The sequence below is a fragment of the Ureibacillus aquaedulcis genome (assembly GCF_030418165.1).
GTDB lineage: Bacteria > Bacillota > Bacilli > Bacillales_A > Planococcaceae > Ureibacillus > Ureibacillus aquaedulcis.
Genome location: NZ_JAUHTQ010000001.1, coordinates 189,291 through 203,107 on the forward strand (window position 1 = coordinate 189,291; position 13,817 = coordinate 203,107).

Below are 13,817 nucleotides of genomic sequence, written 5' to 3' on the forward strand. Positions count from 1 at the left end.
CTTTTACTTGGGCTCCATTCGAGATGGAGAATGACCGTGAATCAATCACGCTCCCCCTGCTACCAATGCAGGAGGAGCGTTTTTTTGTTTTTTCTAGGGTCAATAGTAGATAGGAAAAACTCTCCATATTTAGCTTGAAAACGCTTTGCAGTCAAGGCATAAACACATTATTCTCAACGAAAGTTTCAATTTTGAGACTTGAAACTAAAGAATTGGGAATGAATGATTATGTAAAGACTGATTACAAGTTCTCAAGCTTTCTAAATATAAATCGCAATATAGATATGAGGAGGAATTTGCAAATGACGAAGTATATTTTTGTAACAGGTGGGGTAGTATCTTCACTTGGTAAAGGAATCGTCGCATCATCATTAGGAAGACTATTAAAAAATCGTGGGTTACAAGTTACGATCCAAAAATTTGACCCATATTTAAATATTGATCCAGGTACAATGAGTCCGTATCAGCATGGTGAAGTGTTTGTAACGGATGATGGTGCTGAGGCTGATCTAGACTTAGGACACTATGAACGTTTCATCGATATTAATTTAGGTAAACATTCCACAGTAACTTCAGGTCGTGTATATAAGTCTGTACTTGCGAAAGAACGTCGTGGCGACTATAACGGGAAAACTGTACAAGTAATTCCTCATGTTACGAATGAAATAAAGGATCGTATTCAACGTGCCGGTCGCGAAACAAATGCGGATATTGTTATTACTGAAGTAGGTGGAACAGTAGGAGATATTGAATCTCTTCCATTCCTTGAAGCTATTCGCCAAATGAAAACGGACCTTGGTCACCATAATGTTATGTATGTGCACTGTACGTTAATTCCTTACATCGCGGCAGCTGGCGAGTTAAAAACAAAGCCTACTCAGCACTCAGTAAAAGAATTGCGTTCACTAGGTATTCAACCAAATATTATTGTCGTTCGTACAGAACAGCCTGTGTCGGAGGAAATGAAAGAGAAATTAGCTTTATTCTGTGACGTCAAACCACGTGATATTATTGAATCCCGTGATGCAGAAACTCTATATGATATTCCACTAAATTTACATGCTCAAGATTTTGATGATATTGTTCTTGAACATTTCGGCATCGAAGCACCAGAAGCAGATATGGCGGACTGGAGAGAGCTTGTAACGAAAGTGAAAAATCTTTCTCAAAAAACGCGTATTGCTTTAGTTGGTAAGTATGTTGAGTTGCAAGATGCATACATTTCAGTTGTAGAAGCATTAAAACATGCCGGGTATGTATATGATTCGGATATCGAAGTGGATTGGATTAATGCAGAGGATGTAAATCCTGAAAATGTTGATGAGTTATTAAAAAATGCTGATGGTATATTGGTGCCAGGTGGTTTCGGTGATCGTGGGATTGAAGGGAAAATCTCTGCGATTAACTACGCACGTGAAAATGATATTCCATTCCTGGGAATTTGTTTAGGTATGCAGCTGGCAACAATTGAATTTGCTCGTAACGTTCTTGGTTTGGAAGGAGCGCATTCAACAGAATTAAACAAAGAAACACCGTATCCAATCATTGATTTCTTACCGGACCAAAGCGATGAAGTCGACTTAGGTGGTACATTACGTTTAGGTTTATATCCATGTAAGCTAGTGGAGGGTTCACGTGCTGCGCAAGCTTATAACGATGAGTTAGTGTATGAGCGTCACCGTCATCGTTATGAATTCAACAATGAGTTCCGTGAAGCAATGGAAGCGGAAGGTCTGGTGTTCTCAGGTACAAGCCCTGATAACAAATTAGTGGAAATTATTGAGTTGCCAGAGAAAAAATTCTTTGTGGCATGTCAATTCCACCCAGAATTAATTTCTCGCCCACAACGTCCACAGCCATTATTCCGTGAATTCGTTGGTGCTGCATTCAATAATAAATAATAATTCAAGACTTTTTCCTATGTTAGGGTAGGGAAAAGTCTTTTTTTATTGGAGAGATGGTATTGGAGAATTGAAATCAACTAAAAAGGAAAATATTACAAATTATTAATTTTCCTTTAATCTTACTGTGATAATATTAAGAGGTAATAAAACCTCTTTTCATAGTAGAAAAGAGGTTATGAATGAACTATAGTTCGTCGTCATCAGAAATCATTTCGTCGTAATTTAGTTTAATTGCTTCATATATAAATAGGGCTGCCATTAGATTCGGTATTACGACACGCTCGCCTAATTTAGTTGGATGAGGCAGGATTCCACCGCGAATTTTCATGGAGACATACGTGTACGCCAGGTCACTCAATTCATTTGTTTCACTTTTTGCTTCACTTGACACAACAGAAAAGGGGATAAAGTTTTCGTATAGTTTTTTTGCCAGACTTAAAGCCTCTGAGTTGTCGCTCTTTGATGTGAAGATACAAACTCGGTCCGCTTCAGTAAGAGAGGCCGTTGGTGACCAGCTTTTAAGGTTGGTAAATGGTTCCGCTCCGTGCAAAGCACTAATTTCGATTGCTTGTAATTCACCAAAACAAGCAAAATAGACATTTCCCTGGCCAATGCTTGCCTGGGCCAATAGGCGTGAAGTTTCTTCAATGGCCTCTTCTTCACTTTGAATAATTCTTTGGAATAATCCACTCATTTGAGTAGAAAGTATTTTTGACATAATTTCACCTCTTCATGTATTATAATTTTTTATTTAGTGAAAAGTAAAATATGAAGTTTTTGTAACGAATCGAAAGGATTTTTTACAAATCTAATCGAAAAGTATGTTTTAAAGAGAGTATTACCAGGAATAGTTAAATGGTATAAAATACCATAAAAAATTCCATCACGATAAGGGGAAGTTGCTGTGAAAAAAATATTAATCGTAGATGATCAAAAAGGAATACGCCTTTTACTAAATGAAGTCTTCTCCAGGGAAGGATATAAAGTGTACCAAGCATCAAATGGTTTGGAAGCGCTTAATCTGATTGATCGTGAGGCAATAGATGGTGTAATGCTGGATATGAAGATACCTGGAATGGACGGAATCGAAATTTTGAAGAGGATACGTGAAAGGAATCTCCAAATTCCCGTGTTTATGATGACGGCATTTGAAGGAGAAGAGATTCTGAAGGAAGCAAATCAATTAGGAATCGCAAAGTATTTTAGAAAACCTTTCAATATTTTAGATGTTAGAGATGAAGTAAACGCAGTATTAAATGGTTCAATCGGTTAAAGGTGGTCGATTGGATTGAGAGTTGTTTAAATTTAAATAGATATATTTGAATACTATTTTGTGCCTGCATCGGTCGCTAAAGTTTTCGATGCAGTTTATTTTTTGTAAAATGTTACTTACTAATTAAGTACTATATTAAGTTTATCATTTACGGCTGGTAAGCTTTCGGTGCAGAAAACGATGTAGTCTCACATGAGAGACTCAAAGGATTTTGCACCTATCGTAGGCCTTTCGGCGCAGAAAACAATCCGGTCTCCTAGAACTTGAGAGAGTATGGAAAACCTTAAATGACTAGTTCATTTTAAGGATTTTGCACCTGTCGCAGGCTTTCGGCGCAGAAAACAATCCCGTCTCCTAGAACTTGAGAGAGTATGGAAAACCTTAATGACTAGTTCATTATAAGGATTTTGCACCTGTCGCAAGCTTTCGGTGCAGAAAAGCATGCCGGCTCACACTTGAGAGCCGGCATGCTTTTTGCTATGATTAGTCTGGAATATTTATCTTATTAATTTTATTTGCTGTCCGAGGAGGATTTCGTATATGCCATTAGTATCGATGAAAGAAATGTTAATCAAAGCGAAAAATGAGGGGTATGCTGTAGGGCAATTTAATATTAATAACCTTGAATTTACTCAAGCGATTTTACTTGCTGCCGAAGAAGAGAAGTCTCCGGTAATCCTTGGTGTTTCTGAGGGTGCAGGGAAATATATGGGCGGTTTTATTGCAGTTGTACAAATGGTAAAAGGATTGATGGAAAGCTACAAAATTACAGTGCCGGTCGCGATTCATCTAGACCATGGTTCAAGTTTTGATAAATGTAAAGAAGCGGTAGATGCCGGCTTTACTTCTGTTATGATCGATGCTTCTCATCATCCATTTGATGAAAATGTGAAAATCACGAATGAGGTTGTAGAGTATGCTCATGCCCAAGGTGTTTCTGTTGAGGCGGAATTAGGTACAGTTGGTGGAGAAGAAGACGGTGTCATTGGTGGGATTATGTATGCTGACCCTGCTGAATGTAAGGCACTTGTTGACGCAACCAATATCGATTGCTTAGCACCAGCATTAGGTTCGGTACATGGTCCATATAAAGGGGAACCAAAACTAGGTTTCGATGAAATGAAGCAAATTGGTGAAGAAACAGGTATGCCGTTAGTGCTTCATGGTGGTACTGGAATCCCGGACGAGCAAATCAAGCGTGCCGTTTCCTTAGGAACTGCTAAAATTAATGTAAATACGGAAAATCAAATCGCTGCAACAAATGTGATTCGCGAGATTTTAGAGTCAAATACAAAAGTTTACGACCCTCGTAAATATTTAGGACCTGCTCGTGATGCGATTAAAGAAACAGTAATCGGAAAAATGCGCGTTTTCGGCAGCTCGCAAAAAGCCTAAAACAACAATTTGATTTGTTTTCAACAAATTATAAATATGGAAGCAGAATTGTTTATTTTACTTAGAAAGGTATTAACTATACTGTAAATAATAAGATGAACTGCTTTTCAATTTTATCTTCGTTTTGCAGTGGGAGTTGCTGAAATGTTCCACCATCGGAGCCTCTACCACATGGAGATAAAGTCTTGGCAATGAGTAAGATATTAAGCAATGAAGCCATCCAAAAGCTGCTTCGAACGGCAACGTCCTAAGTTGCAGCTGCTTCTTCATTGACTAGATACGCTCTTGCGGAGGCGTAAATGATAATAATGATTTGCAGGAGAAGTGTTTGATTGCTTTCAATCGGCCTTCTCTTCGTTTTTTAATAAAACCAATTTTAAATACTCTGGAGGAAATTATAATGAAATTTTTTATTGATACAGCCAACTTTGAGGAAATTAAAGAAGCACATTCTTGGGGGATTTTATCCGGTGTGACTACAAACCCTTCATTAGTAGCGAAAGAGGAGAATGTTTCGTTTCATGATCGTTTACGCGAAATCTCTGAATTAGTAAACGGCTCTGTAAGTGGAGAAGTAATTTCACTGGACGCGGAAGGCATGATTAAAGAAGGTTTAGAATTAGCTGCAATTGCTCCAAATATTACGGTTAAATTGCCAATGACTCCGGAAGGGCTAAAAGCTTGTAAATTCTTCTCTGAAAAAGGAATCAAAACAAATGTAACGCTTATCTTCAGTGCAAACCAAGCATTAATGGCGGCTCGTGCAGGTGCTACATATGTATCACCATTTGTAGGGCGTTTAGATGATATCGGGCAAAGCGGTGTCGAATTAATTGCAACAATTTCGGATCTTTTTGCAATCCACGGTATTGAAAGTGAAATTATTGCTGCTTCTATCCGTCATCCTCAACATATTACTGAAGTAGCTTTAGCAGGCGCTGATATTGCAACTACACCATTTAAAGTGCTGAAACAATTATTCCACCATCCGTTAACAGATAAAGGGATTGAAGGCTTCTTAGCTGACTGGGAAAACCGCAAAAGTAAATAATATATCGCTATCAAGATTCTTTAGTAAATAACTGCGGGTTCCACCATTCAACATAATCAAATAATGAAATACTATAGTAAAAAGAAAAAATTTTGAATTGTTTATAAATTTAAGCTTTAAATTGTGAAAATGGTAAATAATAAGCATTAATACAAAAAATAATTCATGCAGCAAATTACTCTTGAGTGCAAAATGCTGCATGATCTTACCTCGAGATTTCATTGATCTCCTTCAAAGTGTGGACCTCTCGAGTTTACAACCACGTTAGCAACTAAAGTCTCTAGCCAAAAATACAGTGTTCAACAAATTTATCTTGATACCATGATAAATTCCTTGTGTATCTATGGATGCGCATAAGTTGATGTATTTGATAGAAAGTGAACGATCAGCAAACAAGTTAGACCATCATAAGTGAAACTTTCCAATCAAAAGGGAGAACGGATATGGATGTTTATAAAATTAATGGCGGAAATCGTCTAAGAGGAACAGTTAAAGTCAGCGGAGCAAAAAATAGCGCGGTTGCATTAATCCCTGCATCTATCTTAGCTAATTCTTCGGTCACTATCGGAGGGATACCCGAGATTTCTGATGCTTGGACGCTAAAAGCATTATTGGAAGAAATCGGTGGCGAAGTTACTTTCAAAGATGGACAGATGATTATCGACCCAACGCAAATGCAGGCAATCCCGCTGCCGAACGGGAATGTAAAGAAACTTCGTGCATCTTATTATTTAATGGGTGCCATGCTGGGGCGTTTCAAAAAAGCAGTAATTGGACTGCCAGGTGGCTGCTTCTTGGGGCCTCGGCCGATTGATCAACACATAAAAGGCTTTGAGGCACTCGGAGCAAAAGTAACAAATGAACATGGTGCCATTTATCTTCGTGCTGAAGAATTAATCGGCGCTAAAATCTATCTTGATGTGGCGAGTGTCGGGGCAACGATTAATATTATGCTAGCTGCAGTACGTGCAAAAGGCCGTACAGTTATCGAAAATGCTGCCAAAGAACCTGAAATTATTGATGTGGCAACCCTTTTAACAAATATGGGAGCCAATATCAAAGGAGCGGGTACAAGTGTGATTCGTATTGATGGAGTAGAAGAATTGCATGGTACAAAACATACGATTATTCCGGACCGTATTGAAGCAGCAACTTTTATGATCATGGCAGCAGCAATTGGGGATGGAGTAACAGTAGATAATGTTATACCGTTCCATCTTGAAGCGGTAACAGCGAAATTGCGTGAAATGGGTGTAAAGATAGAGGAAGGCGAAGAAAGTATGTTCATTCATCGTTCAGATATTCTTCAATCCGTGGATGTGAAAACACTTGTCTATCCCGGATTTCCTACTGACGTCCAACAACCTCTTTCTGTGTTAATGACCCAGGCAGTGGGTGCTTCAAAGGTAACCGATACAATCTATTCCGCTCGTTTCAAGCATATCGATGAGCTTCGCCGAATGAATGCAAGTGCAAGAGTAGAAGGGAATTCTGCAATCATACAAGGTCCTTCAAAATTACACGGTTCAACAGTGATAGCTACAGATTTGCGTGCAGGTGCTGCTCTGGTTCTAGCAGGGTTGATAGCTGAAGGGCAGACGGAAATACAGGATATTCATCATATTGAACGCGGATATAGTTCGCTAATAGAAAAACTTTGTGCGATTGGTGCGGATATTCGCCGCGAAGCTATTACAACTAGTGCAATTAAGAGAGCAAAATAATATAAATAGAATTCATCCGTAACGAACTAACAAAATATGTTACAATAGATGAACATATAGCTCGGCAGAAATTTGACTTATGCCGATACCGGGAGGCAAATGTAGAATGGAACGTAGTTTAACGATGGAAGTTGTGCGCGTTACTGAAGCAGCAGCAATCGCTTCTGCAAAATGGATGGGACGCGGTTTAAAAGAGGAAGCAGATGACGCAGCAACAACTGCAATGCGTGCATTATTCGATACAATTCCAATGCATGGTACCGTTGTCATTGGTGAAGGAGAAATGGATGAAGCACCAATGCTCTACATTGGTGAAGAACTTGGCCTTCGCAACGGCGGTCCACAAGTAGACATTGCAGTTGACCCTCTTGAAGGAACAAACATCGTTGCAAAAGGTACAAATGGAGCAATGACGGTATTGGCAATTGCAGACCGCGGAAATTTATTGAATGCTCCGGATATGTATATGGAAAAGCTGGCAGTTGGTCCTGAAGCAGCAGGGAAAGTGGATATTTCAGCTTCAGTAACAGAAAACCTTCATACAGTCGCAAAAGCTAAAAATAAAGAAATTGAAGACGTGGTAGCAGTATTACTAGATCGACCTCGTCATCAACATATCGTGGAAGAAATCCGAGCAGCGGGTGCACGTATAAAATTCATCCAAGATGGGGATGTTAGTGCAGCGATCAATACAGCATTTGATGAAACAGGTATCGACATCATGTTTGGTACTGGTGGAGCTCCTGAGGGAGTTATCTCTGCTGTTGCATTAAAATGCTTAGGCGGCGATTTCCAGGCTAAACTAATTCCTGAAGACGAAGAGCAAAGTTTACGTTGCGAAAAAATGGGAATTGATGTAAATAAAGTATTATACTTAGATGATCTGGTAAAAGGTGATGATGCGATTTTTGCAGCAACAGCCGTTACTGACAGCGAACTGATGAAAGGCGTTCAATATAAAGGGGCATATTGTTTAACAAATTCCTTGGTAATGCGTGCCAAAACAGGAACTGTACGCTTTGTTGAAGGTCGCCACAATATCGATAAAAAACCTGACTATGTAAAATAAAATAACTTACTTCAAACTATGATGCCTGATAAACATCGGATGTTCTTATGGATAACCACACACTATCCACAATAAATCTCCACTTCCAAACATCAGGCATCTTCCTACTATTCTTTCTTACTTAATTAAACCCAATAATCAACTTCAAACTAAAGAAAAATGCGATGATGGATGCTGATGTCCTAAATCGATGTTTTTTGATGCTAATATTTAATAACTATAATTTAATAAAGTATAAAAATAGATGAAAAATTAAAAGAGACTGGAGATATGCTATGTCGGCATTAACTATATCGCAATTAGAAAATATGACGTTGAAAGAGTTATATTCTCTTGCACGTGATTACAAGATTTCTTACTATAGTAAATTAACAAAAAAAGAATTAATCTTCGCCATTTTGAAATCACGATCTGAACAAGAAGGATTCTTCTTCATGGAAGGTGTTCTTGAAATCGTCAACCAAGAAGGTTTTGGGTTCTTGCGTCCAATCAACTATTCGCCTTCAAAAGAAGATATTTATATTTCAGCTTCCCAAATTCGCCGTTTCGACCTACGAAATGGGGACAAGGTATCAGGGAAGGTTCGTCCTCCAAAAGAAAATGAACGCTATTTTGGCTTACTGCAGGTGGATGCAGTGAATGGGGAAGACCCGGAAGTTGCAAAAGAACGAGTTCATTTCCCGGCATTAACACCACTGTATCCTGATCGACATATTAAATTGGAAACAGAGCCTAATAAAATGTCCACTCGTATTATGGACTTGGTGGCACCTGTAGGTTTTGGACAGCGTGGATTGATTGTGGCTCCACCAAAAGCGGGGAAAACATCACTACTAAAAGAAGTTGCCAATGCGATTACAACGAATTATCCAGAGGCTGAGTTAATTGTCCTTTTAATTGATGAGCGTCCTGAGGAAGTAACCGATATTGAACGTTCTGTTAAAGCAGATGTAGTCAGCTCGACTTTTGATGAAGTACCAGAAAATCACGTAAAAGTAGCAGAGCTAGTTTTAGAACGTGCCCGCCGTTTAGTAGAGCATAAACGTGATGTTATCATCTTGATGGATTCGATCACGCGTTTAGCTCGTGCTTACAACCTGGTGATTCCTCCAAGTGGACGAACTCTATCGGGTGGTATCGACCCAGCGGCCTTCCACAGACCAAAACGTTTCTTCGGTTCTGCACGAAATATTGAAGAGGGCGGCAGTTTAACGATTTTGGCAACCGCTTTAGTTGATACAGGCTCACGTATGGATGAAGTAATCTATGAAGAATTCAAAGGAACTGGAAACCTGGAACTTCACTTAGACCGCCACTTAGCAGAACGTCGTATCTTCCCGGCACTCGATATCCGCCGCTCAGGAACACGTAAAGAAGAATTGCTTATCCCATCGGAACAATTGGAAAAATTATGGGCCATCCGTAAAACGTTTTCAGATGCACCTGATTTTGCAGAGCGTTTCTTAAGAAAACTGCGTACCTCTAAGACAAATGAAGAATTCTTTGAAAAGCTAAATAGTGAAATGAAAAAGGCAACAAAAGGCAAAGGATTAATCTAATTTCTTGTTGGAATCAATTATAGGACTAATTTTATCTATTAAAAATTACCCTAAAACTTTTTTGTTGCGTTCGAATTTATTTCTTGCTATAATCTTTTAAGTATGAAACGTGTGCATATGTGACTGGCATATTCGGGTTATGTAAGGCACAGTTCGAATAACAACTCTGTTCCGGATGGTTCAGGGCGAGAGGAGTAACGAATATGAAACAAGGAATTCATCCAGATTACAAAACTGCAACAGTAACATGCTCTTGCGGTAACACATTCGAAACAGGATCAGTAAGAGAAAAAATTACTGTCGAGTTCTGCAACGAATGTCACCCATTCTATACTGGACGTCAAAAGTTCGCTTCAGCTGACGGCCGTGTGGATCGTTTCAACAAAAAATACGGAATCAAGTAAGACCGATAAAATGCCTGCCCAGTACACCACTGGCAGGCATTTTTTGTATTGAGAAAAATGTTATATGACTTTGAATACTTTAGAGTTATTGTCAGTCCTAAATTCTATCGAAAGTAACGGGTGCGATAAAAAGCTGTGTATTTTTGGAAAACGCAGCCTACTACGTAAGCTGCACAAATATCGGGAAATCTTAGTAAAGGTTTTCAATGTGGGCTTGCCTTTACATAAGCCGCTGCCAAGCACACCACACTGTGTGGCAATGGCAGTATGCTCAGCATTGTGTTGAAAATTTAATCTTTATACAATTTTTATCAGGAACAGACCTAATTCCTTAAAATTCCGAGTAGGTATGAGAAGTTGTTTCTTCACAGGAAACCGCAGCCTACCACGTAAGCTGCGTAAAATCTCCGAAAACCTTAGTAGGTGTTTCTTTATGTGGGCGTGCCTTTACATAAGCACACAAGTCGTAGAGACAACAAGTTGGCTCCGCGGCTTGTGTGCTTAGACTGGTCACAAGAATTTTATTTAATTAGTATCTTTATTAGGAAAAACCCGTATTTCTCTATATAGAAATACAACCCAAATTGTCTGACTTTCAAGGATTAATTGTAGAAACAGTGTATTATGCGATATACTATGTACATAGAGGATATTTCAAATAAGTATGCCTTGAGTACAGAAATCTCAAGGCACTTTTTCATGTGTGAAAATAGGTATACTAAGTAAATAGAGAACAACTTAGAAAGAGGTCAGTTGGAATGGCGCAATTATTTTTTAAACATGGGGCAATGAACAGCGGAAAATCTATTGAAATTCTGAAAGTTGCACATAACTATGAAGAACAAGATAAGCCAGTATTAATATTTACTTCAGGCATCGATACAAGAGATGAAGTGGGTTTTGTATCCAGCCGTATCGGACTTAAGCGCCAGGCAATCCCAGTTTTCGATGAAACAGATTTATTCGATTATGTGAAAAAATATCCACAAAAGCTTTACTGTGTATTAGTGGATGAAGTGCAATTCTTATCGAAAGAACACGTCTTGCAATTAGCTAAAATCGTCGATCATCTTAATATTCCGGTGATGGGTTTTGGTTTAAAAAATGACTTTCAAAATGAACTTTTTGAAGGCAGCCGGTACATGCTGATCTATGCAGATAAAATTGAAGAAATGAAAACCATCTGTTGGTTCTGTCATAAAAAAGCAACGATGAATTTGCGAGTGGATGAAAACCAGAAGCCTGTTTATACAGGAGAGCAAATTCACATCGGTGGAAACGATGCATACTATCCTGTGTGCCGTCAATGTCATGAAAATCCACCACTATAAAGAACAACAATAAGGTAAAAACTTGGTTTTTAATCATTTGACATATATAATTTATGAAAGAAATCATGCTTTCATAAGTGCGAAAGATTTAAAAGATTAAAAGTAGATTGCACGTTCCCGGAAGTGGAATATGCTATAAATATTGAGACTAATAAATTAGAGGTGACCCCATGTTCGATCGATTACAAGCGGTGGAAGACCGTTACGAAAGATTAAATGAACTCCTTAGCGATCCAGATATCGTGAGTGATAGCAAAAAGCTTCGCGAATATTCAAAAGAGCAATCGGATATTCAAGAGATGGTAGAAGTCTATCGCGAATACAAGGATGTCAAGCAACAACTGGTAGATACAAAAGAAATGCTGGATAACGAAAAAGATCCAGAAATGCATGAAATGGTTAAAGAAGAATTTAATGAGTTAAATAGCCGCATACCTGGCTTGGAAGACCGTCTTAGAATTCTCCTGATTCCGAAAGACCCGAACGATGATAAAAACGTTATCATGGAGATTCGTGGTGCAGCGGGTGGAGACGAAGCAAATATTTTTGCCGGAGACTTATTCCGTATGTATACACGCTATGCAGAAACACAAGGCTGGAAAATCGATATTATGGAAGCAACGCCAAATGCCATGGGTGGCTATAAAGAAGTCATCTTCATGATTAACGGTCAAGGCGCTTATTCGAAATTCAAGTATGAGAACGGTGCTCACCGCGTACAACGTGTACCGGCAACAGAGTCGCAGGGCCGTATCCATACTTCGACGGCAACAGTTGCATGTTTACCGGAAGTAGAAGAAGTGGATGTTGAGATTCATGAAAAAGATATTCGCGTAGATACATTTGCATCATCTGGTGCCGGTGGACAATCGGTAAATACAACGATGTCTGCTGTTCGTATGACCCACCTTCCAACGGGTGTAGTCGTGTCGATGCAAGATGAACGTTCACAAATTAAAAACCGCGAAAAAGCGATGAAAATCTTGCGTGCCCGTGTTGCAGATATGTACATGCAAGAAGCGCAAAAAGAAATTGATGCAACTCGTAAATCGGCAGTTGGATCAGGAGATCGTTCGGAACGTATCCGCACATACAACTACCCACAAAATCGTGTTACGGACCACCGCATCGGCTTAACCCTACAAAAGCTTGATATTATCATGGAAGGTAAGCTCGATGAAGTCATCGATGCATTAATGCTGGAAGAGCAAGCTTCAAAACTTGCGAATTTAAACGATGAAGCATAAAACAATCTTTGAGGCCCTGAATTGGGCTTCTTCTTTTTTAGTGGAAAAGGGCCGTGATGAAAATGCTGCCAGACTTTTGATGCAGCATGTCTATCAAACGAATTATTCGGGTTTAATGATGCGCATGCACGATGAAATAATTCCAGAACAATGGGAGAAATTCCAAAGCTATGTAGGGGAGCATGCCACTGGCCGACCTGTGCAATATATAACAGGAGTCGAAGAGTTTTATGGCAGAACTTTTCAGGTGGATGAATCGGTTTTAATCCCCCGTCCCGAGACAGAGGAGCTAATCTTAGGGGGAATAAAACGAATGAAAAATCTTTTCGGTAATCAGACGGAGCTTAGATTGGCTGACATTGGTACAGGAAGTGGCGCCATTGCGATTACAATGAAAAAAGAATGGCCAACAGCTGAAGTAGTGGCTACGGATATTTCGGTTGCTGCGCTTGAAACGGCAAAAACCAATGCAAAAAGTCTTGAAGCAAAAATCGAATTCCGACTGGGAGATTTAACGGAACCTCTGAAAAATGAAAAATGGGATGTGATTTTATCCAATCCTCCATATATTGCATTTGATGAGGCAAAGGAAATGTCGGAAGTCGTATTGGAACATGAACCGCATTCTGCACTTTTTGCAGAAGAAGATGGCTTAATCCTCTACCGGAAGCTTGCAGAGCAACTACCAAATCTGGTGAAAGAGCGAGCTTTAATAGGTGTTGAAATAGGTTATACACAGGGGGAAGCTGTTGCAAATTTCTTTAAATCTAGTTTTCCACAGGCTAAAGTTGAAATCGTAAAAGATATTAATCAAAAAAATCGTATAGTTTTTTGTGAAATCGATGTATAAAAATCTCTCT

General features: G+C 39.1%; 13 protein-coding genes. 11 read left to right on the top strand and 2 right to left on the bottom strand.

The genetic code is table 11. The annotated features are described in order from the left end of the window. Window positions 1-302: 302 nt before the first annotated feature. On the top strand, window positions 303-1,901 hold the full coding sequence (gene pyrG, locus QYB95_RS00940; protein WP_301136196.1) for a CTP synthase: 1,599 nt from the start codon (window positions 303-305) through the stop codon (window positions 1,899-1,901). Window positions 1,902-2,088: 187 nt separating this feature from the next. Here the strand turns inward: pyrG and QYB95_RS00945 are convergent, their stop codons facing one another. Continuing rightward, window positions 2,089-2,622 (bottom strand): DUF2529 family protein, encoded by a 534-nt coding sequence (locus QYB95_RS00945; protein ID WP_301136197.1) that lies wholly within the window; start codon window positions 2,620-2,622, stop codon window positions 2,089-2,091. A gap of 186 nt (window positions 2,623-2,808) precedes the next feature. Here QYB95_RS00945 and QYB95_RS00950 point away from each other — a divergent pair, with 186 nt between their 5' ends. Beyond that, window positions 2,809-3,177 (top strand): response regulator, encoded by a 369-nt coding sequence (locus tag QYB95_RS00950; RefSeq protein ID WP_301136198.1) that lies wholly within the window; start codon window positions 2,809-2,811, stop codon window positions 3,175-3,177. Window positions 3,178-3,717: 540 nt separating this feature from the next. After that, window positions 3,718-4,572, top strand: coding sequence for a class II fructose-bisphosphate aldolase (locus tag QYB95_RS00955; RefSeq protein WP_301136199.1), 855 nt, complete (start codon window positions 3,718-3,720; stop codon window positions 4,570-4,572). Between the two features lie 76 nt (window positions 4,573-4,648). Here QYB95_RS00955 and QYB95_RS00960 read toward each other — a convergent pair whose 3' ends face one another. Continuing rightward, window positions 4,649-4,783, bottom strand: a complete 135-nt coding sequence (locus QYB95_RS00960; protein WP_301136200.1) for a hypothetical protein — start codon at window positions 4,781-4,783, stop codon at window positions 4,649-4,651. A gap of 189 nt (window positions 4,784-4,972) precedes the next feature. Here QYB95_RS00960 and fsa point away from each other — a divergent pair, with 189 nt between their 5' ends. From fsa to prmC, 8 genes are all read left to right on the top strand, one after another. Next, complete coding sequence (gene fsa, locus QYB95_RS00965) at window positions 4,973-5,623, top strand: fructose-6-phosphate aldolase (protein WP_301136201.1); 651 nt, start codon at window positions 4,973-4,975, stop codon at window positions 5,621-5,623. Window positions 5,624-6,066: 443 nt separating this feature from the next. Next, window positions 6,067-7,347 carry a UDP-N-acetylglucosamine 1-carboxyvinyltransferase gene (gene murA, locus QYB95_RS00970; protein WP_301136202.1) on the top strand — a complete coding sequence of 427 codons (1,281 nt, stop codon included), beginning with the start codon at window positions 6,067-6,069 and terminating at the stop codon, window positions 7,345-7,347. 106 nt (window positions 7,348-7,453) lie between these two features. Further along, on the top strand, window positions 7,454-8,416 hold the full coding sequence (glpX, locus tag QYB95_RS00975) for a class II fructose-bisphosphatase (protein ID WP_301136203.1): 963 nt from the start codon (window positions 7,454-7,456) through the stop codon (window positions 8,414-8,416). Between the two features lie 275 nt (window positions 8,417-8,691). Next, window positions 8,692-9,975 carry a transcription termination factor Rho gene (rho, locus tag QYB95_RS00980; RefSeq protein ID WP_301136204.1) on the top strand — a complete coding sequence of 428 codons (1,284 nt, stop codon included), beginning with the start codon at window positions 8,692-8,694 and terminating at the stop codon, window positions 9,973-9,975. Window positions 9,976-10,178: 203 nt separating this feature from the next. Further along, window positions 10,179-10,379 carry a 50S ribosomal protein L31 gene (gene rpmE / locus QYB95_RS00985; RefSeq protein WP_301136205.1) on the top strand — a complete coding sequence of 67 codons (201 nt, stop codon included), beginning with the start codon at window positions 10,179-10,181 and terminating at the stop codon, window positions 10,377-10,379. Window positions 10,380-11,137: 758 nt separating this feature from the next. Next, complete coding sequence (locus tag QYB95_RS00990) at window positions 11,138-11,710, top strand: thymidine kinase (protein ID WP_301136206.1); 573 nt, start codon at window positions 11,138-11,140, stop codon at window positions 11,708-11,710. A gap of 170 nt (window positions 11,711-11,880) precedes the next feature. Next, window positions 11,881-12,957, top strand: a complete 1,077-nt coding sequence (gene prfA, locus QYB95_RS00995; RefSeq protein ID WP_301136207.1) for a peptide chain release factor 1 — start codon at window positions 11,881-11,883, stop codon at window positions 12,955-12,957. Next, window positions 12,947-13,807 carry a peptide chain release factor N(5)-glutamine methyltransferase gene (gene prmC / locus QYB95_RS01000; protein ID WP_301136208.1) on the top strand — a complete coding sequence of 287 codons (861 nt, stop codon included), beginning with the start codon at window positions 12,947-12,949 and terminating at the stop codon, window positions 13,805-13,807. The genes prfA and prmC overlap by 11 nt, the downstream gene beginning before the upstream one ends. Window positions 13,808-13,817 lie beyond the last annotated feature (10 nt).

Excerpts from the sequence above, each read along its gene's own strand:
- glpX (WP_301136203.1), top strand. The coding sequence starts at position 7,454 with ATGGAACGTAGTTTAACGATGGAAGTTGTGCGCGTTACTGAAGCAGCA.
- rpmE (WP_301136205.1), top strand. The coding sequence starts at position 10,179 with ATGAAACAAGGAATTCATCCAGATTACAAAACTGCAACAGTAACATGC.
- prfA (WP_301136207.1), top strand. The coding sequence starts at position 11,881 with ATGTTCGATCGATTACAAGCGGTGGAAGACCGTTACGAAAGATTAAAT.
- prmC (WP_301136208.1), top strand. The coding sequence starts at position 12,947 with ATGAAGCATAAAACAATCTTTGAGGCCCTGAATTGGGCTTCTTCTTTT.
- QYB95_RS00945 (WP_301136197.1), bottom strand. The coding sequence starts at position 2,622 with ATGTCAAAAATACTTTCTACTCAAATGAGTGGATTATTCCAAAGAATT.
- pyrG (WP_301136196.1), top strand. The coding sequence starts at position 303 with ATGACGAAGTATATTTTTGTAACAGGTGGGGTAGTATCTTCACTTGGT.
- QYB95_RS00990 (WP_301136206.1), top strand. The coding sequence starts at position 11,138 with ATGGCGCAATTATTTTTTAAACATGGGGCAATGAACAGCGGAAAATCT.
- fsa (WP_301136201.1), top strand. The coding sequence starts at position 4,973 with ATGAAATTTTTTATTGATACAGCCAACTTTGAGGAAATTAAAGAAGCA.
- murA (WP_301136202.1), top strand. The coding sequence starts at position 6,067 with ATGGATGTTTATAAAATTAATGGCGGAAATCGTCTAAGAGGAACAGTT.
- QYB95_RS00955 (WP_301136199.1), top strand. The coding sequence starts at position 3,718 with ATGCCATTAGTATCGATGAAAGAAATGTTAATCAAAGCGAAAAATGAG.
- rho (WP_301136204.1), top strand. The coding sequence starts at position 8,692 with ATGTCGGCATTAACTATATCGCAATTAGAAAATATGACGTTGAAAGAG.